At 55.5% G+C, this 25652-nt stretch carries 20 protein-coding genes, 1 other RNA gene and 1 pseudogene; 10 read left to right on the top strand and 12 right to left on the bottom strand.

All coding sequences use genetic code 11. The features are described from left to right. Positions 1-5 precede the first annotated feature (5 nt). The 7 genes from rpsA to gyrA form a co-directional block, all read right to left on the bottom strand. Positions 6-1724: a 30S ribosomal protein S1 gene (rpsA, locus tag PuT2_RS07635; protein ID WP_093970556.1), complete on the bottom strand. Its 1719-nt coding sequence runs from the start codon at positions 1722-1724 to the stop codon at positions 6-8. A gap of 102 nt (positions 1725-1826) precedes the next feature. Then, positions 1827-2516 (bottom strand): (d)CMP kinase, encoded by a 690-nt coding sequence (gene cmk / locus PuT2_RS07640; protein ID WP_093970416.1) that lies wholly within the window; start codon positions 2514-2516, stop codon positions 1827-1829. Further along, a complete protein-coding gene (gene aroA / locus PuT2_RS07645; RefSeq protein ID WP_093970417.1) occupies positions 2513-3838 on the bottom strand; it encodes a 3-phosphoshikimate 1-carboxyvinyltransferase in 1326 nt (441 codons plus the stop codon). Before aroA ends, cmk begins: the two co-directional genes overlap by 4 nt. Next, positions 3835-4734, bottom strand: a complete 900-nt coding sequence (locus PuT2_RS07650) for a prephenate dehydrogenase/arogenate dehydrogenase family protein (protein ID WP_093970418.1) — start codon at positions 4732-4734, stop codon at positions 3835-3837. The genes aroA and PuT2_RS07650 overlap by 4 nt, the downstream gene beginning before the upstream one ends. Before the next feature lie 12 nt (positions 4735-4746). Further along, entirely contained in the window at positions 4747-5835 is a 1089-nt protein-coding gene (pheA, locus tag PuT2_RS07655; protein ID WP_093970419.1) for a prephenate dehydratase, read from the bottom strand. Next, a complete protein-coding gene (gene serC, locus PuT2_RS07660; protein WP_093970420.1) occupies positions 5828-6958 on the bottom strand; it encodes a 3-phosphoserine/phosphohydroxythreonine transaminase in 1131 nt (376 codons plus the stop codon). Before serC ends, pheA begins: the two co-directional genes overlap by 8 nt. Further along, a complete protein-coding gene (gene gyrA, locus PuT2_RS07665) occupies positions 6955-9672 on the bottom strand; it encodes a DNA gyrase subunit A (protein WP_093970421.1) in 2718 nt (905 codons plus the stop codon). Before gyrA ends, serC begins: the two co-directional genes overlap by 4 nt. Positions 9673-10001: 329 nt before the next feature. Here gyrA and ompA point away from each other — a divergent pair, with 329 nt between their 5' ends. The 6 genes from ompA to PuT2_RS07695 all read left to right on the top strand — a co-directional run bounded on the left by ompA (position 10002) and on the right by PuT2_RS07695 (position 15053). Further along, complete coding sequence (gene ompA / locus PuT2_RS07670; RefSeq protein WP_093970422.1) at positions 10002-10583, top strand: outer membrane protein OmpA; 582 nt, start codon at positions 10002-10004, stop codon at positions 10581-10583. Between the two features lie 68 nt (positions 10584-10651). After that, on the top strand, positions 10652-11383 hold the full coding sequence (ubiG, locus tag PuT2_RS07675; protein ID WP_093970423.1) for a bifunctional 2-polyprenyl-6-hydroxyphenol methylase/3-demethylubiquinol 3-O-methyltransferase UbiG: 732 nt from the start codon (positions 10652-10654) through the stop codon (positions 11381-11383). A 3-nt stretch (positions 11384-11386) separates the two neighbouring features. Next, entirely contained in the window at positions 11387-12043 is a 657-nt protein-coding gene (gph, locus tag PuT2_RS07680) for a phosphoglycolate phosphatase (RefSeq protein WP_093970424.1), read from the top strand. 162 nt (positions 12044-12205) lie between these two features. Next, positions 12206-12571, top strand: a transfer-messenger RNA (tmRNA) gene (gene ssrA, locus PuT2_RS07685). A 170-nt stretch (positions 12572-12741) separates the two neighbouring features. Beyond that, positions 12742-13452 carry a UPF0149 family protein gene (locus tag PuT2_RS07690; RefSeq protein WP_093970425.1) on the top strand — a complete coding sequence of 237 codons (711 nt, stop codon included), beginning with the start codon at positions 12742-12744 and terminating at the stop codon, positions 13450-13452. A gap of 194 nt (positions 13453-13646) precedes the next feature. Continuing rightward, positions 13647-15053, top strand: a complete 1407-nt coding sequence (locus tag PuT2_RS07695) for a GntP family permease (RefSeq protein WP_093970426.1) — start codon at positions 13647-13649, stop codon at positions 15051-15053. A 67-nt stretch (positions 15054-15120) separates the two neighbouring features. On the opposite strand, the gene PuT2_RS07700 is transcribed toward PuT2_RS07695, so the two are convergent. Both PuT2_RS07700 and PuT2_RS07705 read right to left on the bottom strand, forming a co-directional pair. After that, positions 15121-16599: a ShlB/FhaC/HecB family hemolysin secretion/activation protein gene (locus PuT2_RS07700; protein ID WP_216820806.1), complete on the bottom strand. Its 1479-nt coding sequence runs from the start codon at positions 16597-16599 to the stop codon at positions 15121-15123. 235 nt (positions 16600-16834) lie between these two features. After that, positions 16835-20428: a filamentous hemagglutinin N-terminal domain-containing protein gene (locus tag PuT2_RS07705; protein WP_093970428.1), complete on the bottom strand. Its 3594-nt coding sequence runs from the start codon at positions 20426-20428 to the stop codon at positions 16835-16837. Between the two features lie 206 nt (positions 20429-20634). Here PuT2_RS07705 and PuT2_RS07710 point away from each other — a divergent pair, with 206 nt between their 5' ends. Next, positions 20635-21378 (top strand): PAS domain S-box protein, encoded by a 744-nt coding sequence (locus PuT2_RS07710; RefSeq protein ID WP_254046968.1) that lies wholly within the window; start codon positions 20635-20637, stop codon positions 21376-21378. Between the two features lie 91 nt (positions 21379-21469). Here PuT2_RS07710 and PuT2_RS07715 read toward each other — a convergent pair whose 3' ends face one another. Further along, positions 21470-21745: a hypothetical protein gene (locus PuT2_RS07715; protein ID WP_093970429.1), complete on the bottom strand. Its 276-nt coding sequence runs from the start codon at positions 21743-21745 to the stop codon at positions 21470-21472. 135 nt (positions 21746-21880) lie between these two features. On the opposite strand from PuT2_RS07715, the gene PuT2_RS07720 reads away from it, so the two are divergent. Beyond that, on the top strand, positions 21881-23089 hold the full coding sequence (locus tag PuT2_RS07720) for a hypothetical protein (RefSeq protein WP_143516120.1): 1209 nt from the start codon (positions 21881-21883) through the stop codon (positions 23087-23089). Positions 23090-23103: 14 nt separating this feature from the next. Here PuT2_RS07720 and PuT2_RS07725 read toward each other — a convergent pair. Then, positions 23104-23304 (bottom strand): annotated as a pseudogene (locus tag PuT2_RS07725) (chromate transporter); the annotation flags it as partial. A 187-nt stretch (positions 23305-23491) separates the two neighbouring features. Between PuT2_RS07725 and PuT2_RS07730 the strand changes: the two are divergent. After that, on the top strand, positions 23492-25051 hold the full coding sequence (locus tag PuT2_RS07730) for a cryptochrome/deoxyribodipyrimidine photo-lyase family protein (RefSeq protein WP_093970431.1): 1560 nt from the start codon (positions 23492-23494) through the stop codon (positions 25049-25051). Positions 25052-25127: 76 nt separating this feature from the next. Further along, positions 25128-25274 (top strand): DUF2256 domain-containing protein, encoded by a 147-nt coding sequence (locus PuT2_RS07735; RefSeq protein ID WP_093970558.1) that lies wholly within the window; start codon positions 25128-25130, stop codon positions 25272-25274. Positions 25275-25348: 74 nt separating this feature from the next. Here PuT2_RS07735 and PuT2_RS07740 read toward each other — a convergent pair whose 3' ends face one another. After that, entirely contained in the window at positions 25349-25651 is a 303-nt protein-coding gene (locus PuT2_RS07740) for a YciI family protein (RefSeq protein WP_093970432.1), read from the bottom strand. Position 25652 lies beyond the last annotated feature (1 nt).

The following is a 25652-nucleotide window of genomic DNA, read 5'->3' on the forward strand; positions in this document are numbered from 1 at the left end:
ACCAATTAACCGTCGTCGCGTGCTTGGTCGAGCTTGGCCTTGAGCAGAGCGCCCAGGTTGGTTGTACCCGACGAAGCGCTGGCTTCAGACATGCGCTGGAGCGTGTCGGCAGTTTCAGCGTTGTCACGGGCCTTGATCGACAACTGGATCGAGCGCGCTTTGCGATCGATGTTGATGATCATGGCTTCGACGTTGTCACCAGCATTCAAAGCTGTAGTAGCGTCTTCGACACGGCCTGCCGAGATTTCGGAGGCACGCAGGTAACCTTCGACGTCGAGCGACAGCGTAACGACGGCACCCTTGGCTTCAACCGACTTAACGGTACCAGGAACAACCGCACCTTTGTCGTAGGTAGCAACGAAGTTGTTGAAGGGGTCGCCTTCAAGTTGCTTGATACCCAACGAGATGCGCTCTTTGTCGGTATCGATGCCCAGAACAACAGCTTCGATTTCGTCGCCCTTTTTGAAGTTGCGTACGGCTTCTTCGCCAGTTTCGGACCAAGACAGATCGGACAAGTGCACCAGACCGTCGATACCGCCAGGCAAACCAACAAACACGCCAAAGTCGGTGATGGACTTGATCGCACCGCTGACCTTGTCACCACGCTTGAAGTTCATGGAGAACTCTTCCCATGGGTTGGCGCGGCACTGCTTCATGCCCAGCGAAATACGGCGACGGTCTTCGTCGATTTCCAGAACCATGACTTCGACTTCATCGCCCAGCGTAACCACTTTGCGAGGATCGACGTTTTTGTTGGTCCAGTCCATTTCGGAGACGTGCACCAGACCTTCGATACCGGCTTCGACTTCAACGAATGCGCCGTAGTCGGTCAGGTTAGTGACTTTGCCGAACAAGCGGGTGTTTTGCGGGTAGCGACGTGCCAGACCGATCCAAGGATCTTCGCCCAGTTGTTTGACGCCCAGCGAAACACGGCTCTTTTCTTGATCGAACTTGAGCACTTTGGCTTCGACTTCCTGACCAACGGTCAGAACTTCGGAGGGGTGACGGACACGGCGCCATGCCATGTCGGTGATGTGCAACAAACCATCGATGCCGCCCAGGTCGACGAATGCGCCGTAGTCGGTGATGTTCTTGACAACACCCTTGACAATTGCACCTTCGCTGAGTGTTTCGAGCAGTTTCTGACGCTCTTCACCCATGCTGGCTTCGAGGACGGCACGACGCGACAGCACAACGTTGTTGCGCTTGCGATCGAGCTTGATGACCTTGAATTCCATGGTCTTGCCCTCGTAGGGCGTGGTGTCTTTGACCGGACGCAGGTCGACCAAAGAACCGGGCAAGAAGGCACGGATACCGTTGGTCATGACTGTAAGACCACCTTTGACCTTGCCTGTAATCGTACCGTTAACCAGCTCGCCGGACTCGAGCGCTTGCTCGAGAGAGAGCCATGCCGAAAGACGCTTGGCGCGATCACGCGACAGAATTGTGTCGCCATACCCGTTTTCGAGGGAGTCGATGGCCACGGAGACGAAATCGCCTGCTGTAACTTCGAGCTCGCCCTGATCGTTCAGGAACTCTTCAAGGGGGATCAGCGCTTCGGATTTAAGACCGGCGTTGACAACGACAAAGTTGTGGTCGATACGAACGACTTCTGCCGAAATAACTTCGCCAGACTTCATGTCTTGGCTTTTTACACTTTCAGCAAACAGATCGGCAAAGCTTTCACCGCCAAGAGCGGCAGCAGGGGTTAGCGTTGAGGACATTAAATTAAATCCATAGGCCAAAATGGCCGGTAAATACACACCGGGGCAAACCATTTACCCCAGCGGAGTTGACAAAAAATACCCCCGGAACCTACCAGAAAACTACCTGGTATACGTGCCGGAAGCACCTCTATTCGACCAAAGGTCGAGTACTGCATTAACGGTTTCTTCGATGCTTAAATGCGATGAATCGAGGGTAACCGCATCGGGCGCGGCCGCAAGCGGCGCATTTGCCCTTGACTGGTCTCGGGCATCGCGTGCTTCAAGATCCCGTGTTAAGTCTGCTAGGTTAGCAGGAAACCCCTTTTCGATCAACTGCTTACACCGTCTTTGTGCCCTTGCGTGCACATCAGCCACCAAAAAAACTTTTAATGGTGCATCGGGGAACACTACCGTACCCATATCGCGACCATCTGCGACCAGCCCCGGCAGCTGACGAAAAGCGCGCTGGCGCCCCAAAAGCGCCTCACGCACCCCCCCCAAGGCAGCAATTTGCGAGGCAAACAGCCCAACGCTCTCGGCACGGATAGCCTCGGTAACATCCTGACCCGCCATAAATATGCAGCCGTCGACAAAACGCACATCGAGTCCTGCGGCAATTTTTGCCGCACCGGGCTCGTCGTCGGGCGCAACGCCCTGACCAATGCACGCCAAAGCAGTCAAACGATACAGCGCGCCACTGTCGAGCACCGTCCAACCCAACGCATTGGCCACACGCTGGGCGACGGTACCTTTACCCGACGCCGTCGGCCCGTCGATTGCGATGACTGGAACCGCACACGCTTCACTCATTTATTCACCAATTGACTGAACACTTTGAAGTAGTCTGGAAAGGTTTTGCTGACACAGTCAGGGTCTTGAATGGTGACCGGCACCGGACCAAACGAGGCCAACGAGAAGCACATGGCCATGCGGTGGTCGTCGTAGGTCGCAATGCTGGCCGAACGCCAGTCACCAAACGATGCCGGTGGTGTTATGCGCAACCAGTCGGGCCCTGACTTAACGCTGGCCCCAAGTTTTTCAAGCTCGGTATGCATGGCATGGATACGGTCGGTTTCTTTAACGCGCCAGCTGCCAATATTGCGTAACGTACAAGTGCCGTCGGCAAACAGCGCCAGAGCCGCCGCCGTCATGGCCGCATCGGGGATCAGGTTGAAATCAAAATCGAAGGCGCGCAATTTTTGGCCGCTGGCAACGTCGATGCCACGGGCCTCAATGAAATTGTCATGGCGAACGATTGTCGCCCCCATCGCCTCAAGCGTATCGGCAAAAGCGACGTCGCCCTGAATGCTGTTGACACCCACGCCATGCACCCGAACCGGGCCGGCGCCTATGGCACCCATGGCCAGAAAATAGGACGCAGAAGACGCATCGCCTTCAACGTCGATGAGGCCAGGCGCGATATAGGCCGCACCCGCCGGAATCGTGAACCGTTGCCAACCATCGCGTTCTACAACAACACCAAACCGCGCCATCAGATTCAGCGTAATCAGGATATAGGGCTTGGAGATAAGCTCGCCCTCGACTTCGATGACAACTGGCAACCCGGCCCGCCCCGTATAAATGGGGGCCGCCAACAGCAAGGCCGTTAGAAACTGGCTGGACACATTGCCTTTGATTCGCACAGGCTGGGCGGCATTGATCTTTGCGCTGGATATCGCCAATGGCGGATAGCCTGGGTTCCCCATGTAGTCAATAGCGGCGCCCAACTGTCGTAACGCCTCGACCAGATCGCCGATGGGGCGCTCATGCATACGAGCTACGCCCGAAAGGCGATACTGCCCGCCCATCAGGGCCAGCGCAGCAGTTAACGGACGGAAAGCAGTACCTGCATTGCCTAGAAAAATATCGATATCGTCACGTTCGAAGGGTATGCCACCTGTAATTTCGACCTCTGTCGTTGCCACCCGATCAAGCGACACACCCAGCTTCATCAAGCCGGCAAGCATGACCCGGGTGTCATCTGAGTCGAGCACACCGCGAATAAGCGTAGTGCCACGTGCCAAAGCAGCAAGCAGCAACACGCGGTTCGAAATACTTTTGGACCCGGGCAAAACCATATCGCCAGAGGCGTGGTTGACCGGCGACAACAACAAATCGGGACTGGCCGTCATGACAAACCGCTCCTGCTACCCCAAAAACGACGCGCCAATGCAGCACGCTCGAGCAAATCAAAAAGTTTCACGCCATCGCCATCAGCCAACGCCTGCTCGGCCTGAGCCAGCACATCGCGCACCTGAGCGACCTCGGATAATACGGCCTGCCGATTGGCAAGGAAAATATCGCGCCACATTTCGGGCGAGCCCGCTGCAATACGCGTGAAATCACGAAAACCAGTGCCTGCCAAACTTAAACGCAAGTCGGCATCGTTGGCTGCAGCAACCTGGGCCATAAACACTGATGCCAGAAAGTGCGGCACATGACTGACCGACGCCAGCACGGTATCGTGTGCGGCGGCGTCCATGTTCAAAACACGTGCACCGCAGTGCTCCCAAAGCTGGGTTAACCAATGGCGGTCTTGAGGCGTATTTTCGGGCAGCGGCGTAAGAATGACATTTCGCCCCCGATACAGTTGCGCGTCGGCGGCCTCAGGGCCTGTACGTTCGGCGCCGGCTATGGGGTGACCCGGAATAAACTGCGCTACCCGGTCACCCAATGACTGATAAGCCGCTTGGACTACATCGACCTTGGTGCTACCAGCATCGGTAATGACGGCCTGCGAGCTCAACGTGGGCAACAAACCAGCCAGCAACGCGGGAAATGCGCCCACTGGTGCAGCCAGAAAGATAAGATCGGCCTGCGCTGCGGCTTGTGCCAGCGTGGCCACTTCGTCGATTAACCCCAAACGCTTGGCCAACGCCAGGGGACCGGGACGGCGCCCCACCCCCAATACCTTGTCGACCAGGCCTGCCTGGCGTAAGGCCGCCGCAAAAGACCCCCCAATCAGGCCAACACCAACAATTGCCAGCACGCCCACCCTGGGCGTGCGCTGCACCTCTGGGTCAGTCATCAAGCTGCGCCCTTAAATATGTACCGGGTAGGAACCCAGCACCTTGAAGAACGCGGCTCGTTTCTTGAGCGCTGCCAGCGTTGCCTGAACTGCCGGCTCGGTATGGTGGCCAAGCAGATCAAGATAGAAATAGTATTCCCATTGGCCAGTACGCGCCGGGCGGGATTCGAGACGAGACATAGACACGCCATTCTCGGCAATAGGCGCGAGCATCTCGTAGACAGCACCGGCCCGGTTGGGCACCGCAAGGATAAGACTGGTTTTGTCTTGCCCGGAAGGGAGCGTATCTTGTGCGCCGACTGCCAGGAAGCGCGTGCGGTTTTGCGGGTCGTCTTGAATGCCGGCAGCCACTACCTTAAGCCCCCACGCCTCGGCCGCAACCGCACCGGCAATAGCGGCAACGCTAGGGTCTTCAGAGGCAAGGCGTGCCGCCTCGGCATTACTGGAGGCCGCATCACGAGACAAGGCGGGATAATGCTGCGTCAGCCAGCCCTGGCACTGAGCCAGCGCCTGCGGATGCGCCATGACACGCATCACGCCATCGAGCGTACCCGAACGCGTCATGATGCAATGGTGGATGCTCAGCGAGCGCTCGCCCAGTACCTTTAGCGGCGAATTCAACAAAAGATCAAGCGTGCGATTGACCGCACCTTCGGTAGAGTTCTCGACAGGCACCATGCCCACATTGGCCTGCCCTGCCTCGACAGCACGGAAAACCTCATCGAAGGAAGCACAGGGCAATTTGGTAATGGCATGGCCAAACTGTTCCAGCGCGGCTTGTTCTGAAAACGAACCCTGAGGGCCCAGATAAGCCACCGTCAGGGTGCTTTCGAGCCCACGGCAAGCAGAAATGATCTCTCGCCAGACCGACTCAATGCCAGCCTCGGTAAAGGGGCCGGCATTAAGCTGTTGCAAGTGGCGAATGAGACTGGCCTCGCGCTCGGGCTTGAGTACTGGGCCGTCGGCATCAAACGCCGCCTTGACCTGTCCCACCGCCTGAGCGGTTTGGGCCCGTCGGTTCAACAAGCCCAGAATGTCTTGATCGATACGGTCAATTTCTTCGCGCAAAGGCTGAAGCTGGCTTTGCAAAGTGTTATCCATGACGGCGTTCGAATTCCTTCATAAATGTAATCAGGGCCTGGACGCCTTCGAAAGGCATCGCGTTATAGATAGAAGCCCGCATGCCGCCCACGCTTTTATGCCCTTTTAGCTGCAATAACCCGGCGGCATCGGCCTGCGCCAAGAACTCGGCGTTAAGCGACTCGTCGACCAAAAAGAAGGGAACGTTCATGCGCGACCGGACGTCGGGGTGGACACGATTTTGATAAAAACCGGAGCCATCGATGTATTGGTACAGCGCCTGCGCTTTACGAATGTTTTCTTGTTCGATAGCCTCAACGCCACCCTGGGCCAACAACCACTTAAACACCAGCCCAGCCATGTAAATGGCATAGGTAGGCGGCGTGTTGTACATCGAGTCGTTCTTCTCGACGTTAACGTAATCGAACGCCGACGGACACGTTGGCAATGCATGACCGATGAGATCGCGGCGAATAATGAGCAAAGTGACGCCGGCTGGCCCCGCATTTTTCTGGGCGCCCGCGTAAACCACAGCGGCTTTGGAAAAATCGATGGGACGCGACAAGATATGCGATGAGGCGTCGACGACCAACGGCACACCGGCTGCGCCCAGCGCAGCCAAATCGGGCCACTGCGTGAACTCGACACCGCCGATAGTTTCGTTGCTGCAAAAGTGCACATAAGCTGCATCGGACCTGATTTGCCATTGGTCTGCCGCTGGAAACCAGGTGTACGGCGCCTGATGACGGCCGTCGATAACCGCTTCGCTGGCGCTGGTGGCCGCAACCGCCGCATCGCCGTACTTGCGCGCCTCTTTGGCCGACTTTTCGGACCAGGCGCCCGACACGATATAGTCGGCCTTGTTGGCCCCGTTACGACCAATAAGGTTTAACGGCAATATGGCGTTCTCGCCTGTGGCACCGCCCTGCAAAAACAACACGGCGTAGTCATCGGGCACACCCAACAAGGCGCGCAAATCGGCCTCGGCCTGATCGCGAATGTGCATGAACTGCTCGCCGCGATGGCTCATTTCCATGACCGACATGCCGCTGCCTTGCCAATCGGTCATCTCGGCAGCCGCCTGTTGCAACACCTGAAGCGGCATCACCGAGGGACCCGCAGAAAAGTTCCAGGGTCGCGTCATACCTGCTCACCACCGTCGTTGTCTGAAGCGTCTTCGGCGTTTCCGGCATCGTTGCCCTGCTCACCTGCGTCGGTAGGCGAGTCAACGGCATCTTCAGCCACCAAACCCTCAACACCCTCTTCATCAAGATCGGCCTCGTCATCGGCATCGCTCTCGACAACACGGCGCACGCCAGACAAGTAGCTGTCTTCGTCGATATTGATGAGCGTAACGCCCTGCGTGGCGCGGCCCATTTCACGAATTTCGGCCACTCGGGTGCGCACAAGAACGCCTGCTGACGTGATGAGCATGATTTCGTCAGTAGGATTGACCAGCACGGCGCCGACCACCTTGCCATTGCGGGCACTGGTTTGAATGGCGATCATGCCTTTGGTGCCCCGGCCGTGGCGCGTGTATTCGACAATAGAGGTGCGTTTGCCGTAGCCGTTTTCGGTGGCGGTCAGTACGCTTTGCGACTCGTCACCAGCGACCAGCAGCGAAATGACCGACTGCCCGTCTTCGAGCATCATGCCGCGCACGCCGCGTGCGGTACGGCCCATGGGGCGAACGTCGTTTTCATCGAAGCGAACGGCTTTTCCAGCGTCGGAGAACAACATAATGTCGTGCTTGCCGTCGGTAAGGTCGGCGCCGATAAGGAAGTCGCCTTCGTCGAGCGCAACCGCAATAATGCCGGCCTTACGCGGATTGGAGAAGTCGGACAAAGGTGTCTTTTTGACCGTACCGCGCGACGTTGCCATGAACACGTAGTGATCGTCGCTGAACTCTTTAACCGCAAGCACAACCGTGATTTTTTCGCCATCGACCAACGGGAACATGTTGACGATGGGGCGACCACGGGAAGTGCGCGAGCCTTGCGGGACTTCCCAGACTTTGAGCCAGTAAACACGGCCATGATCGGAGAAACACAACAGGTAATCGTGCGTGTTGGCGATGAAGAGCTGGTCGACCCAGTCGTTTTCTTTCATTGCCGTGGCCTGCTTGCCGCGCCCGCCCCGCTTTTGCGAGCGGTATTCGGACAAGGGCTGGCTCTTGATGTAACCCGTCTGCGACAACGTCACGACCATGTCCATGGGGGTGATCAGGTCTTCCGTGTCGAGTTCGGTGGCGTTGTGTTCGATTTCGGACAAACGGGTATCTTTGGCGCCAACACTGAACTCATTGCGGATGGCAATAAGCTCGTCGGAAATAATGCCAGTGATACGTTCGGGGCGCGCCAGAATGTCGAGCAGATCGGCGATGGTGTCCATCACGTCTTTGTACTCGTTGACGATCTTGTCTTGCTCCAGCCCCGTCAAACGCTGAAGGCGCATGTTCAGAATTTCTTGCGCCTGGGTTTCGCTTAGACGATACATGCCGTCGTCTTGAAGACCGAAGACTTCAGACAGGCCATCGGGACGATAAGCGGCACGGCCGCCAGGCGTGTCGCCCTGGTCGGCACGGGCAAGCATTTCGCGCACCAGAGAAGCATCCCAGGGCCGCGACATAAGCTCTTGACGCGCAACGGGCGGCGTGGGCGCCGCCTTGATAATGGTGATGAAATCGTCGATGTTAGCCAGAGCGACTGCCAGGCCTTCAAGAACGTGACCGCGTTCGCGCGCCTTGCGCAGCTGGAATACGGTGCGACGCGTGACCACTTCGCGACGGTGGAACAGGAAGTATTCGACCAGTTGCTTCAGGTTCAACAAGCGGGGCTGGCCATCGACCAGCGCCACAAAGTTCATGCCAAAAGTGTCTTGCAACTGCGTGTGCTTGTACAAGTTGTTCAGCACCACTTCAGGTACTTCGCCACGCTTGAGCTCGATGACTAGACGCATGCCGTCTTTGTCAGATTCGTCACGAATATCGGAGATACCCTCGATTTTCTTTTCGTTGACCAGCTCGGCAATACGCTCTTGCAGGGTTTTTTTATTGACCTGATAAGGAATGGCATCAACGATAATGGCCTGCCGGTTGCCGCGTTCGAGGTCTTCAAAGTGGGTTTTAGCCCGCATGACCACGCGACCGCGACCCGTGCGGTAGCCTTCGCGCACACCCGACAACCCGTAAATAATGCCGCCAGTGGGAAAATCGGGCGCGGGGATGATCTCGATAAGATCATCGACCGTGCAGTCGGGATTGCGCAAACAATACAGGCAGCCCTCGACCACTTCAGACAAATTATGGGGCGGGATATTGGTGGCCATCCCCACGGCAATACCCGAGCTGCCGTTGACCAGCAGGTTCGGCAAGCGCGACGGCAACAGCAGAGGCTCTTGTTCGGAACCGTCGTAGTTGGGCCCGAAGTCGACCGTTTCCTGGTCGATATCGGCCAGCAATTCGTGTGCGATTTTCGACAAACGGATTTCGGTATACCGCATAGCCGCCGCGCTGTCGCCATCGACCGAGCCAAAGTTACCCTGACCGTCGACTAGCGTATAACGCAGCGAGAAATCTTGCGCCATACGGACAATGGTGTCGTAAACCGCCGAATCGCCGTGCGGGTGATACTTACCGATAACGTCACCCACAATACGCGCCGACTTCTTGTAGGCACGATTCCAGTCGTTATTCAGTTCGTGCATGGCAAACAGCACACGCCGATGCACCGGTTTCAGACCATCGCGGACATCGGGCAGCGCCCGACCCACAATAACGCTCATGGCGTAGTCAAGATAACTGCGGCGCATCTCCTCTTCCAGCGATATGGGAAGAGTCTCCTTGGCGAAGGAATCCATAGGGTTCTATATTCTTGAAAGGTATGATCGTGAAGTGGCCGACTACGGGCGAATAGGAAATTCTAGCACTTCCACCTTAGCCCTGAAGACGTTGCCCAAAACCAACAATATTGCAAAACTTACGGTAGAATTACTCATATCTGGACACCGCATGCGAATCAGGCGTCACGAAGCTCACAAAAATACCGTAAGATTCGGCCTAACACGCATGATTTCCAGAGCAATTCTTTGTTTAAAACCATTGCATTGCTATACTGGTTACGTTTTTCAATAATGCGGCGGAGGTTCGCTGCGGTCACTTACCAGCATTAAGCTCAACGAGGAGAAACATGAATAAACCCTCTAAATTCGCATTAGCCCTTGCTATTGCCGCCTTTTCGGCTTCCGGTGCAGCTTCTGCGCAAACTGTAGACAACTGGCAAACTCCTTACGGCGGCGCCGTAATGAACGGCACGAACGAATTGTGCTGGCGCGACAACTTCTGGACACCTGCTACAGGTCTGGCCGGCTGTGACGGTGTGCCTGTTGCTCAGCAAACGCCTGTTGTTGCTCCTACAGCTTCGAAAGTTGTCCTGAACGCTGACACGTTCTTCGACTTCGACAAAGCCACACTCAAGCCCGCCGGTCGCCAGGTCCTCGACCAGGTTGCTGCTCAGGCTCAGTCGCTGAACCTGGAAACCGTTATTGCTGTTGGTCACACCGACTCCATCGGTACCGAACAGTACAACATGGGTCTGTCGCAGCGTCGCGCCAACACAGTTAAAAACTACCTGGTCAGCAAAGGCATTGATGCCAACCGCATCTACGCCGAAGGCAAGGGCGAGTCCCAGCCTATCGCCAGCAACAAAACTCGTGAAGGCCGCGCACAGAACCGTCGCGTAGAGATCGAGATCGTAGGCGTTCGCAAGTAATTCTTGCAGCAATAAACGCTACAATAAGGGGTGCCTTCGGGCACCCTTTTTTTATTCGGGAAACGTCCATGCAACAGAACACGTCGTCTTCTTCTACCCAAAATGTCAGCCAGGCTGAAATCGACAAATTCAGCGCACTGGCCTCGCGCTGGTGGGACCCGGAAAGCGAATTTAAACCATTGCATGCCATCAACCCGCTACGTTTGGGCTGGGTACAAGACATTGCGGGTTCGCTAAGCGGCAAAAAGATTGTCGATGTTGGTTGCGGCGGCGGCATATTGGCCGAAAGCATGGCCGTGGCGGGCGCGCAGGTCACGGGTATCGACTTGGCCGACAAATCTTTAACGGTAGCCCGACTGCACAGCCTCGAATCCGGAGTAAAGGTCGACTATCAGTCGATTAGCGCAGAAGACTTCGCGGCGCAGCATACGGGTCAGTTCGATGTGGTCACCTGCATGGAAATGCTTGAACACGTCCCCGACCCGGCATCTATCGTGCAAGCGTGCAGCCAAATGGTCAAACCGGGGGGGTGGGTATTTTTTTCCACGCTCAACCGCAACCCAAAGTCGTTCTTGTTTGCCATTGTCGGCGCCGAATACGTACTGCGTTTGCTCCCCAAGGGCACGCACAGCTACGAAAAATTCATCAAACCCAGCGAGCTTTCGCGGGCCGTGCGTCAGTCGGGCCTCACCGTCATGCAAATGGCCGGCATGGAATACAACCCCATCACCGATTTGTACTCGCTGTCCAACGATACCTCCGTCAATTACCTGATGGCCACGCAAAAAAAGGTACTGTAAGGCATGAGCAAGCTGGTTCTGTTTGATTTTGACGGCACCCTGGCCGACACCGCGCCCGACCTGGCAGCGGCGGCCAACCGGCAGCGCGAACGGCAGGGGCTCAATGCCCTGCCCTACGAAATGCTTCGGCCAATGGCATCGGCCGGGGCACGCGGCTTGCTTAAAGTCAGCCTGGATATCGACCCTGACCATCCCGACTACGAGTCGCATCGGCGGCAGTTTTTGTCAGACTACGAGCAGCACATGACGGTGCTGACCCGACTATTTCCGGGTGTACCCGAATTGCTTCAGTCTTTAAAAGCACAAGGTTACCGCTGGGGCATCGTAACCAACAAGGTGGAATACCTCGCCCTGCCCATCGTCAAGCACCTTGAACTTCATACCGAATGTGCGGTCACTATTGGCGGCGATACCGCCGGGTACGCCAAGCCGCACCCGGCGCCCTTGCTTCTTGCGGCCGAGCGTGCGGGGTTTACGCCACAGCAATGTATTTATATTGGCGACGACGAACGCGATATTGTGGCGGGCAAGGCAGCGGGCATGCCCACCATTGCGGCTGCCTATGGGTATTGCAACCCGGCACAGGTGGCCAACTGGCAGGCCGACGCCATTGCGCATCAAGTTAACGACTTGTTGGGGCATATCAACCGGCTACTGTAAGCATTACTGTGCCATACCAGCGGTCGCTTCTGCTGCGCAGCGGCCTTACCTGCAGCCCGGCGCAGTGCATGGCCGGTTTTTTGCACAAATAATGCGATGCGGGCGGAACTTTCTTCCAGCCCTTCCCTCTAATCCTGTGTAGTACGTTACAATCTACGTTCTGGGGTCGACTTGGCTTCGACGTGGGTCGCGAAACAGAGTAGGGCATGCCGAGCACCAGTAAGCTCGTTAATCCACTGGAAAACTACAAACGCCAACGACGAGCGTTTCGCTTTAGCCGCTTAAGCGGTAAGCCGCTGCACTGATTTGTCTTTGGGTCAGGTAGGGTAAAACCTACAGCAGCGTCATTTACAAAGAATCGGTTTTGGCTGGGTCACTCAGTCAACGCTTAAATTAATGTGAATCGCTAAGGGATGGCCTGTTAACCGGCATGGCCCGAGGCTAAAACCTTAAAGTTGGTTGACTAAGCATGTAGAACTGCCTGCAGAGGGCTTGCGGACGGGGGTTCAATTCCCCCCGACTCCACCAAATGCAGAAGGCCGTAAACGAATAAAACCGTTTACGGCCTTTTTTTGTCTGGGCTCTTAATACCAGCGACGTCAGGGCCGTGTGGCAATAAACTACCGCTACAATCGGCTCAACCGCCACGTGGGTAACCTACACCCACGGCATCGAACATCACAAGAAAAGCACGCCCGATGAATAAAAATGCACTCAAGCCGCTATCTGAAGCGGAGTTTTCCGAACTCGATGATCTACTGCTGCACCACGTTGACGCCGATGATGCGATGACGCTGGACATGCTTGATGGCTTTTTGCACGCAATCGCCATCGGCCCCACAACTATTCATCCGGCCAAATGGCTCCCGTTTGCGCTGGGGTTGGACGGCTCAGGGCCACCGAAAACGTCAATGGCTGTGCTGAACCGTGTCATGGATTTAGCAATGCGGCACTACAACGGCATTATTACGGGCCTGCAATCAACCCAACCCGAAATGACACCCACTTGGGCAGCGCAGGAGTATGAGGGACAGACCTACGATACGGCCGAGGGCTGGGCTTACGGGTTTATTGAGGGCATGCAGATGTGCGCAGATGACTGGCAACCCATGCTGGACACCGCAGACGGCGCAGCCTGGTTTCGTCCTATTGGGCTCCTGGGTCAAGACGATTTTTCGCCCAATCAAGACGAACTAACGAAAACGCCGGCGCAGCGGGCGAAAATCACACAAGAGATTCCGCCAGCCGTACTCGAGATGTACTTATATTGGCTGCCCCATCGCGAGGCCATTCATGAGCAGGAGGTCGCTAACACCTCAAAGCCCAAAGTGGGTCGAAACGACCCCTGCCCATGCGGCAGTGGAAAAAAATTCAAAAAATGCTGTGGTGCCGGTGATGCCCTGCATTAAAGTCAACCACACTTTTCCTAAGGCCCACGATAACCTTAGAGGCGGGTGAAACACCCATAATAAGCTGCGGTTCGCAGCATAGAACGCAGCGCAATGCGCTTCGTATTCAGCCAAATCCAAAAGTGCTGTCATATTCGAGCACTATGGCGACTGCTACACTGCGACGGCCTCCACTTTTAATAAATATTGTCAGGATGACCAGTACTTTAGCCATTGTTGTTTCGCTTTTACTTCTGATGTACCTGGCCTACCGAGGCGTGACCGTGCTGCTTCTGGCACCGCTCATGGCGGCGCTGGCAGTGCTGCTGTCGGGCGAGATCGGCGTGTACCTGCCCATCTACACCGACACTTTCATGAAGGCGCTGGGTAACTACGTCATTCAATTTTTGCCCATTTTTTTGCTAGGGGCGTTGTTCGGTCAGTTAATGGCAGATTCGGGGGCAGCGCATTCAATTGCGCGCTGGATCGTCGACAAGCTTGGCGATAAACACGCCATCGTGACGGTGGTGTTGGCTTGCGCGGTACTTACCTATGGCGGGGTGTCGCTATTTGTAGTGGCATTTGCCATCTACCCTATCGCAAAAGACCTGTTCCGTACGGCTGACATTCCCAAGCGGCTCATACCCGCAACAATTGCACTAGGTTCGTTCACTTTTACAATGACCGCGCTACCGGGCACGCCGTCTATTCAAAACGCCATTCCCATCCCCTATTTTGGTACTAACGTGTTTGCAGCGCCAGGCCTGGGCATTATCGCGGCTGCCATCATGTTTGTGGGGGGTATGTGGTGGTTGCGTGGCCGCGCGGCCAGCGCAAAACTCGCCGGCGAGGGCTATGGCCATCACGAAGACGATAACGACGATACAGCGCTTCGCAACGTAGACAGCGGCGCGTTATCGCATATGCCACTTTTCCTGGCGCTTTTGCCGCTGGTGCTGGTCATTTCCGTGAATGCGCTTTTCACCTACGTTGTCTTCCCGCGTATGGACATGAGTTTCATCACTGACCGCTTCCCCCACACCACGCCCGCCAAAGTTATTGGGCTTTGGGCCTTAATTATTGCGCTGGCCACAGCTTGTACCACGCTGATTATTTCGCGCTTGGGGCACTGGAGCAACTTGCGCGACACAATCAACAAAGGCGTGTTTGGCTTTATGTTGCCCCTATTCAATACGGCCTCGGAAGTAGGCTACGGCGCAGTAATTGCCGGCCTCGCCGGCTTTGTGGTGATCCGCGATGCAGTGCTCAATGTAACCCCCAACAACCCACTGATTTCAGAGGCAATTGCCATGAATGTGCTGTCGGGCATTACGGGTTCGTCGTCGGGTGGCCTGAGCATTGCGCTGCAAACTCTGGGGCCGGACTATTTACGCATGGCACAAGCAGCAGGCATTAGTCCCGAACTGATGCACCGGGTTGCCGTACTTGCCGCAGGCGGGTTCGACACCCTGCCCCATTGCGGCGCCATTATTACGCTGCTGGCCATCTGCAAACTGACGCATCGCCAGTCGTATTTGAACATTGCCGCCGTCACCATGGGCGCGCCCATGATCGCCTTGGTTGTTGTGATTACTTTAGGCACGATGTTCGGCAGCTTTTAAGTCAAAGCCTGAACCTATTCGCTATGTAAAGGTCAATGAGCCTTGCTGTTGATGCCTCCGAATGCTATTAAAACGCATAAGCCATGGTGAGCCAAAACCGGGGCTTAGGGTCTGCATGGGTATCAGAGGATGGTTCACCGCCACGAGTTCGCCATGCAATGGCGGCATCCATCGAAAGCCCGTGCGCCTGGTAACGCACCCCAACCCCCGCCCCGGCACGGGTTTCGTCGGGCGCAGGCGATGTCACTTGGCTGGGTCGGGCATTGATTTTCATGTACCCATAATCATAGAACGCATAAGGTGAAAAATCGCCCAGACGATAGCGAAGCTCTAGCTGGGTAAGCCACCCTTGGTCTCCACTGGCTTCGCCGCTGGGGTAGGCGCGCACAGCGCTGGCCCCACCCAAAGACATTGACTCAGAACTGTCCAGATTCTTATTCGCCCACTGCCCGCTAAAACGGACAAACAGACTGACATTACCAGTTACGGCTTGCAGTCGAACCAGATCAAGGTTGTATTTACTGAAGCTGCCCTGGCGGACGACATCATCTTTGTGCAAGTGGCCCTGTGTCCATGTCACGGCACCATAAGTCACGCCACCGCCGCCAAAACTGTCTTTGTGATCAAAGCCAAGTGTGACGGGGAGCGTCGTTGAATGGTAGCGCTCGGTCGACGCGCCGAAAAAATAACTGTTGTACAGGCGTTTGTGTTGCCACGACACACTTAGGTTAATGTTGCTGCGTTGTGACCTAAGCAGCGCATATCCAAGGCCCGCACCACTTATGCGGGCGACGCCTTCATTACCCTCAAAGCCGTTATCCAGGCTGTATACCGTTTGTGCGTAGCCTATATTGGCGCGCAACCCCTGACCGCCTAAGGGAATGCTGTAGTTAGCGCTACCCAGCCATAAGTGGCTTTGGGTGTACAAGGCACGAAGGCTGATCTGATCGCCCAAGGCAAACGGGCTGTTGACGTCCAGATTGGCGCGTGTGCGCCATTGGCCGGAATAGTAGTTACCGTGGTTATCCAGACCGACCTCACCCTGGTAACGCTTATCGTAATCTACGACGATATCGAGATCACCGGTACCCAGCGCTGCACCAGGGCGTATCACGGGGGTTATTTTTATGCCGGGCAGATCATCCAGCAGCAACGTGGCGCGCTCGAGTGCAGACGACTCGATAAGCGAGCCGGACTGCAAGCCAGAAAGATACGATTGCGCCTTTTGAGTCAGCCCAGGGTTACCGTCCGCACTAACCCGACCATAACGTCCCTCTACAACCTGTATTTGCAAAGCACCGCCGTTCACAAGCTGCTGCGGCGCGATAAAAGCCCGCGCAAACGGGTAACTGGCTTGTTGATAATGCTGGGTGATTTTGTCGCTTAAAGACCGCAAACCCACCAGATCGAAGGATTGGTCTTGAACCTTACCCAACACCCGCAGTAATTCGTCTGAACCGAAAACTGTATTTCCCGAGAAGGTGATGCTACCCACCACCACCTGCGGCCCGCCGGGCTGCGCCGGAGCGCTTTGTGTCGGCTGCATATCCAAGCCTTTGGATGTTCTGGGTGGCGTAGGCAGTTGCTTCAGTTCTTCTTGCAAAACTCTGCCGGCATCGGGTGCTACTTGAGCAGCTGCAGGTACATGGGCAAGACCTATTAACGAAAAACACAGGAGCGCGGCGGACTGAAAAACGAATCGAGTCATGTATGCAAGTAGACGGTACGTTGAATGGCGTTGCAGCTTCGGGGGGCTGTATCAGTTTGCAGGAGGGGCAAATTTATGGCTGCGGTTCGCGTTCGCCCAAGTTACCAAGGGGGTTTACGTTGGCACCACCAGCAGCGGCCTCGGTGGCGGCCTGTGGCAGGCTGACCCCCGAACTAACGACAAAGATCGGGTTCAGTCCCGCAGTGCCAGGTAAGCTCGGCGCAGCCTGACGGCCGACACCATTGAATGACACGTTGTTGTTCAACCCGTTACCAAAACTGTTACTGGTGGCCGATTCGATGGCATTTCTTCCTGGCGTACCAAGCTCGTTCGACGATGCATTTGACGAAACGGCACGACTAGGAACTTCGTTTGACGAGGCCCCTGGCTGGATAGTCAGAACGCCTGACTGAGTAGCTACCTGGTAATTGGAGTTATTCAGGCTTTGCGCGAAGATCGTGTACGTGCCCACGGCTTCGCCGACGTTACGCGTTAAAGGAATCGTGAGTGTTTCGTTGGCAACCAAACTGCCTTCGATAAGGTGCCAGGTGAGTAAGGGATCGGCTTCAGTGCGTATTTTTGTTTTGTCATCAGCCTTTACGGTCACAGCACGTGGCGTAATGCTTGCAGTAATGTATTGGCTGGTCAACGTGTAGTTGCTTGCCTCCCCTTCGCCGGTACTACCGTCGGCCAGGGTATAGCTGACGGTAACGTAGTTTTCCCCGACGTTCTTGCTGTAGAACTGCGCAGAGACTTGCGCTAACGTCAGGCTTTCGCCATCTACTAGCCCGACAAGCTCACCACCCGAGACTGTTGCACTAGTGTTGCCATCGTAAGTCTTACTTGCCACGGTCGCACCCGAAACACTCAAGGCCTTCGGGGTAATGGTGGCTGTTTGCGCCTGGCCGGTAATGTTGTAGCTTATGTCATAACCCACGGGGGACGATGCATAGTAGCCCTGTGTCAGTGTAAGTGTCTGAACCCCGGCGTCTTTCCCCCCAAGTTCGAGTAGCGTGCCCGAAAGAAATGTTCGGTCCGGATCAAACGCAACACCATTTTTGAGCCACGTCAGATTGGCCTGAGATTCCGTAAGCGCACTTGACCCGTCATAAACTTTCGTAATGGGCGCAGCCCCCAGGTCGCCATCGATACTGACCTTCGTCAGAAACCGCCTGAGTAGGGGCGCCGACAGGCCTTCGTAAATGCGCCATGTTGTGTTGTCTGCCCCTGACGATGAAATACCCCAGTCGGCAAACGAACCGGAGGCTTGCATTTGACTGGTGCTTAGGCCCGTGCCGCCCCCGCTAGTGGCCCGGCCGGTAGAGTCAACATTCCAGTAGCTGGCATTCACTACGCCGCTGTTAGACCCTACCAGGCCCCCGATAGGCGCTTTGGCGCTGGGCACAGTTCCACTGGCATAACTTCTGTTGATTACCCCGCTGGAGCTACCGACCAACCCACCTACGATACCGCCACCACGTACTGAACCCAATGCAAAAGAGTCAGAAATTGATGCTGTCCCAGTCATGTGCCCCACCAGCCCACCGACATTGTTCGCTTTTGGCGCGTAAACCGCACCAGCGGCAAATGACTCGGAAACTGAAAAACCACCGGTGTAGCCGACCAAACCACCAAAGTACCTGCTGGTAGAGTCTGTGGAGAGGTTTGCGCGAGAATACGCCCCTATGATCGAACCCATTGAAGAGGTTTGGGCAGAGCCCACAAGCCCGCCAACACGCTCCCACCCTGCTACCGACCCTGTGCTGTAGACATTGATAACTTTGCTGTCGACAACCATTCCCGCAAGAATGCCTGTATAACTTGTGCCCGTTACGTTTGCCGACGTCACCCCGACGTTACTGATTACCGTGGATGTGCCACTTATATAGCCAAACAGCCCCACGTAGTAGGCTTCCCTGTTGATACGCAAACCATCAATAACATGCCCCAAACCGTCAAAACTACCCGTGAATTTAGTAGTAAAGTTTCCCAGCGGCATGAAACCCGCCCCAGAGTCCCAACCCGATGTCGCTCTGGCATCGATATCGGCACCCAGCACAAAACGGCCCGACAGGTTGCCGTTAATACCCTGAAGATCAGAGCCGGTGGTGCTGCCCTGGCTGCCCAAACTGGTAATAACCGTCCAGTTCAGCACTGCGCCGTCTTCGCCCAATAATGTGCTGAAGTTTTCCCCAGCTTGAAGGTTAACTTTGGCCCCTGATTGGATGGTGTACGTCGCCGTATTTCCGGCCGCCGCGCCGCCCTGGCCATACTGCAGCGCCAGTCGCCCACTAGCATTTTGGGCGGTAATGTCGGCATTGATGGCAATATTGCGCTCGGCGTTTAACGTAAACTTCGTCGTCGCATTCCAGGTTACGGCATCGTTAACAAAAATATCGCCGTTGCCACCGGCTGTACCGCCCGCCGTGCTGATCAACATATCGTTCAGGTTCAGGTCGGCCCCTAACTGGGCGCCTGTCATGTTGCCGCCGCTGGCCGCGATAATAAAGTCGTTCGGGTCGATTAAATAGGTACCGGTTTTGCCGTTGACCGCAAGGGTCGTTACTTTGCGATCGCCTAGCGCAACCACATTGGCCGCACTGGTCTCAATAAACCCGCCATCGCCCCCGCTGGGCGCCGAAGCGTCGAGCGTACCGCCAACGTTGATGCGGTCGTTCTGCATGTCGGCCAGCAGGTAAATTTGGCCCTTTTCGCCGGTTTGCAGCGTTTGTGCCTGGGTAATGCCGGTATGGTTGATGACCGTGGCTGCCAGATTACCGGCCGCCTTGGCAGTCAAATACACCAACCCGCCGTCAGCCTTGATGGCCCCACCTTGTTCAATCAGAGCATCGATCGCAGCTTGTTCTACCTCTAGCTTTACCGGCCCGCCCAGGTCTAGCTGCACCCTTTGCCCGGCACCGATCAGCACATTGCCTTTGGCGGCCGCTAGTGTACCCAGGTTGGTCACCTTGGCGGCGATAAGGGCCACGGTGCCCCCGCCGCTGCCATCGCCCACGGCCGTTATATTGCCTTGGTTAACAATGGCGTTCGAGCTCGTACCTTCAAAGCGGTAATTGCCGTTCATGAAGTCTTGTGTGCTCATGTTAAGCGTACTGGCCACCATGCTGCCGACGTTGACCTGAGCACTAGAGGTAAACAGCACCCCGTTGGGGTTTAGCAAGAATACACGCCCATTAGCATTAATAGCCCCCTGAATCACAGATACGTCGGCCCCCATGACCCTATTTAATACAGCTGCTTGGGCAGAAGGCTGGACGAAATTAACCGTGTGGCCGGCGCCCACACTGAACGAGTCCCAGGTGACGGCCATGTTTTGAGTGTTTTGGGTAACGGTGAGCGCGTTACCCGACTGATTAATACTGCCTGCACCCGCCACAATGGCGCCGCCAGTAGGCAAATCGGCCCCCAGGACTGTACCCGCCAAGCTGGCACCAAATACAAGCTGCAACATGCCAGCCAACGGGCGTAAGCGCCCTGACGCCGTGCCAGCCTTAGACCCTGCTACGCGCGCGCGGGCACACTGCTTTTTGCGTGACCTGTTAACTACCCCACGAACCGCATTTTTGCCCCTGGTACGCCCCAATTCGGTGACGGCTTGCCACAACTGTTTGGACGCATTCCAAACCAGACGGTAAATACGATTCATGGGTAAAGCCTTGAAGCATTATGTTATTGATGCAAGCAAATACTTGATTTTTGTAAATTTTAGGTAGTTAGGCGCTTGCGAATCTGAGCGAATCTGATTGAATCTGATCAAATCTGATGGAGTCTGATACCTTATATCTGGCGTGGTAAAGTGAACCTTTAACAAGGATGTAACCACGCCGCATCGGGGCATATCCGGCCCCGCCCATGCGTATGTTGCCAAACTATAAAATCATGACGCTGCCCGACCCCAAATGTGTGTCTGATGTCATGAACCTTACACTCGATGCCGTATGCGTCGTCGGGGAAAATGGCGTATTTTTGTCAGTGAGTGGTGCGCACCAACGCATCTTTGGCTACACCGCCCAAGAAATGATTGGTCGTCAAATTCTAGACCTTATATACGAGCCAGACCTCGGCCGAACTCTAGAGGCCTTTGGTAAATTAATTCAAGGGCTCTTGCCGCCAGGATTCGAAAATCGCTACCGGCGCAAAGACGGCAGTATTGCCTATATTACGTGGTCGGCACGCTGGTACAAAGACAAAAGAATTTGTGTTGCCGTGGCTCGTGACGTTACCGAAGAAAGAATAAGCAAGTCGCCCAATCATGATGCCGCTGTCGCCATGCACACGCCGGTTGGCGGCAACACATGGCGACTTTCCAGCGCCCCGCCTTCGCTTATTACGCCCTCTGGAAAAACCGTGAAACTATCAACACAAGATTACGTGGTTTTACTGGCTTTAGCTGCAGGTAATCAACAACTCGTCAGTCGGCGCGACATCGTTCAGGCCATGGGTAAAGATTTTCTGGAATACGATCAACGTCGCCTCGACTCTCAAATATGGCGCTTACGACGCAAGGTAGAACAAGCAACATGCGAACAACTGCCCATAACCACGCTGCGCAGTATGGGCTACCGGTGCTATGAAGAAATTTTTATACAGCGTTAATCTGGCTGCTGTGGCGCCCCCCAGACTCCGCATTCGTGTAATACAAAAGAAACCCCGCTGGGCATCGTGTAGGGCTATTTAACGCCCAATTTCAGCGCACTGCGTTACGACGCAACCTTTCAAGCTCAGCCTGGTTTAGCCGGGCGGCTTCGTATTCGGCATAGGCGCGCTCACCCGATTCGTACTGGCCTTTGTGTATGCAGCTACGAGGGTTGAGACGACACTGATCGGAACTGGCTGACGGGCCACTGGCGGCCGCCCCCGAGGACGAGGGGCTAAACAGGGCAATGCCGCCGGACGAACAACCTGCAAGTGCCAGGCCTAACAGTACCAGCGCACCAGAACGACCGAAATTACGAATAAGCATGCCAGCCCCTAGAAGTTAACCTTACTATTCTATAGCAGGCGACCAGGGTTGCGAATACTCGCCATCTAACTGATGGCAGACACTCAGCCTGACCGGCAAACTAGACAAACTCTAATTGCCGCGCGCGAGGTCGCTATGCCTACGCAAGAAGAAACTGCAGCCTTGGCCCGCAAAGTATTTGCGCTGGTTGCAAGCTTTACTTTCCCCCTGGCTATTCAAGCGAGCGACTTCCATACACCTTCTCGCTACTTCTCATACCAGAATCAAGAAACGGCGGGTGCAGAATGGACGCCAACAGACCCATACCAGGTATGTTTGTCTGCATCTGCCAGTGGCAAGCCACCCACACCAGCCCATGCCGCGCGCATTATTGCCTTATCCGGTGCACATCGCGTCATCAGGTGCTATTCGGAAGACATAGCCACGGCCAGAACGCATATTGCAGCGGCCATTGAAGCATTTAATACCGATGAAATGGCCAGCGCAAAAGCAGCCAGATCGGCGATGGATGGAGGCATCCCCAACTTCAGCACCGATGCCATGCTGATGAATATATTGAAATACGCCGCTGAACCTTTCAACGAGCAAGCATGGCTTTCTGCAACACGAGACGAGATTATCCGGGCTCAGTACGCCGACAAGTCTGCCTCGACCTCGGGGAAGAAAATCGTGTTCGACTGGGTATTTCCACCTGAAAGCCTGCGCGACCGAAACCCAGACATCTCTGCTCAGGAACTTCTGCCGCGCTTCAAAACAGAGGCTCTGAGACGAGCCAAAGGCGTTCAAGATACCTTTGTTATGCGTAGCGTGGTCGGAAATGTCAAATACGATCTGGGCAGCGGTGTACTTATTTTTGGTAATGGTAAAACGGCCGACAGCCCCATCGTGTTCAAACCACCGATGAATGTAAAGTTTAACGGCCATACCGTTTATGCCGTTAACGGCGCAAACGACGGCATATCAAAATATACCGATGACGCGCCGCTTACCGTGGTTGGGTTCCGAAACATCGTTGCCGCCGGACACCATCCGGGCCTGGTAACCGACCGGACGTTGCTCGCCAAGGCCATTCGTATGCCACAAGACCAAGCCGAAAAACTGCTGAACAAAACAAATATGCTGGTCGTGAATGTGGTTATGACCATTACCGGGGCCGAGCGCCTAAAGAACAAAAACGGACTGGCTTTAAGCCCCAGCAACGGCATTTTGTTTGCCAGGGTAGACAAAATGTTTGTGACCGACATGACAGGCATGCCGTTGACAACATACGCCGTCGAAGCCTTGCCTGCTAATAACGCAGCCACCGCACAACACAAAAAAACAATAAACCGCGCCCCAAACTAAAACACGGCCAGCCCCGGGCCAGGCAAAAACTGGCACAACGCGACCAGATCAGCACAGCTGCGTTCAGTCATCCATTTGCGCCGTGTCACAAACTCGTGCCGAAAGTAGCCCAAATGGGCAATAGGCCCGCCAAACGAGGTGAGCCCCAGGCGCAAAAAAATCAAAAATACGGACCAAGGGCTTTGATCGGATGTGCGGTCGACTTCAGGCGTCATGATCTATTTTCAATAAAAGGTAGCCGGGTCTCGAAAGCATAACCCGGCATTGATGACACTTGCCCCTACGCTTGCACCAACAAGAAATACCGGTGCACAGGCTTGTGACCCCTGCTGCACGCCGATACGATGGCTACTCAAATCAAACCGCGTTTTATTATCCACTGCCGAATTTCCCGATCCCGCCATGTCTTATCACGTCGTTTGGTTCAAGCGCGACTTTCGGCTTCATGATCACGCGCCTTTGCTCGAAGCGGCTCAGCGCGGGTCGGTGCTATGTCTTTATGTCATTGAGCCCGATGCGTGGGCGCAGGCAGATGCTGCAGCCCAACACTATGCTTTTATTCAAGAAAGCGCTAACGCAGTAGACCGCGCATTACGCAAAGTGGGCGGGCAGTTGAATATTGCTGTCGGAAACATCACGGAAGTACTTGATCAACTGCATGCAGCAGCGCCGTTTGCATCATTGCAATCGCATGAAGAAACAGGCAACGGGTGGTCGTATCGGCGCGACCAGGCGGTAGCGCAATGGTGCCGACGGCATAACGTCACTTGGCAAGAACACCAACAATTTGGGGTGGTCAGGCGGCTGAGACATCGCGATATGTGGCAGAGCCAGTGGGAAAGTTTTATGGCGCGTACGCAGGTCAAGTCGCCGACAAGCATTCAATTCATGCCATGGCCGCTAGGGGCACCATGCGTAAGAATCGCCCCACCCGCCTGGCCAAGCCCATTGACCCTAGGTCTTAACGATACGCCGCCCACACGCCGACAACACGGCGGGCGTGAGCGCGGGCTAGCGATTCTTAATCAATTTTTGAGCACCCGAAGCGCACAATACCGGGGTGGCATCTCCTCGCCATTATCCGCCTCCACAGCCTGTTCACGCCTCTCGACCCATCTGGCATACGGGACACTAAGTTTGCGAGAAGTCGTACAAGCCACGCGAGCTCGTGTTAACACCCTACCCATGTCGGCACTGCACCACCGCAGGGGTTTACAGGCCTTTATCAGCCGACTGTACTGGCATTGCCACTTCATCCAGAAACTGGAAAGCGAGCCGGATATTGAATTTCACAACATGCATCGCGGCTACGATGGGCTGCGTGAAAACGACTGGAACTCGCTACATTTTCAGGCCCTGACACAAGGTCGCACCGGCTGGCCCATGGTCGATGCCTGCGTTGCCATGCTGCGCGAAACCGGCTGGTTAAATTTCAGAATGCGCGCCATGCTGGTGTCGGTAGCCGCCTACCCCTTATGGCTGCATTGGCGAGAGGTCGGGCTGTGGCTGGCGCGCCAGTTTCTGGACTACGAGCCGGGTATTCACTGGAGCCAGATGCAAATGCAATCGGGCACCACCGGCGTGAATACTGCCCGCGTCTACAACCCCATCAAGCAGGCCCACGATCACGACCCCAAGGGTGTGTTTGTCAGGCGCTGGCTGCCGGCGATGCGCAAAATCCCCGACACATGGCTATTCGAGCCCTGGCGCATGCCGCCAGAGCTGCAGCAACGCTACGGCATCGAAGTCGGTAAAGATATCCCTGTGCCGTTGGTTGATCTGGAAACCGCCACGCGGGCCGCCAAACAACGACTTTACGCGCGGAAACGTCTGCCGTCGGTGCAGGCAGCGAAAAGCAAGGTCGTCGAGAAACATGCTTCGCGAAAGCGAAGCAACACGCCACCACGCAACACCACACCCCAGAACACCGCAAAACGCCATCAGCTGAATCTGGACTTTTAACTGCCTACGAAGCGCCTACTTAGACACACGCCGACTTTGAAAAAGTCATGACGTGCGACAAAAAATTGCAATGAAAATGCGAAAAAAATCAGACTTGCCGACCAAGCTGTGCTTATGCTGCGGCCTGCCATTTACATGGCGCAAGAAGTGGGAACGCGATTGGGAGACAGTTAAATACTGCTCAAAACGGTGCCAAAGAACCGGTATAAAACGCATCGGTTAAAGACCGCGGCCCAATCGCACCCGGCAGTCTTGAGTCGTGTGCCCCAACATTTGGCGCAGGCAAAAAACATCACGTCACGCTGCGGGAAACCCCGCCTTCTGCGGCCACAAATTATTAAACGCATTCACCGCGACGCTGCCATACAAGCCGGCCTTGTAAAACGGCTCATTAGCCAACCAAGCGTGCGCCGCATCGCGCGATTCGAAGTCCATAACCAGCAAGCTGCCCAACATTGTTTGACCGTCGTCGTGCGTTAACGGGCCGGCAAAAGCGATATGGTCTTGCCGCTGCGCCAGGTAAGCTTTATGTTCGGGCCTGACGCGCATACGCAGGTCGGCCGTACCGGGTTTGTCGAGCAATACAAAGGCAAACAGCATA

Origin of the sequence: Pusillimonas sp. T2, from assembly GCF_002236805.1 — a bacterium.
Lineage (GTDB): Bacteria > Pseudomonadota > Gammaproteobacteria > Burkholderiales > Burkholderiaceae_B > Neopusillimonas.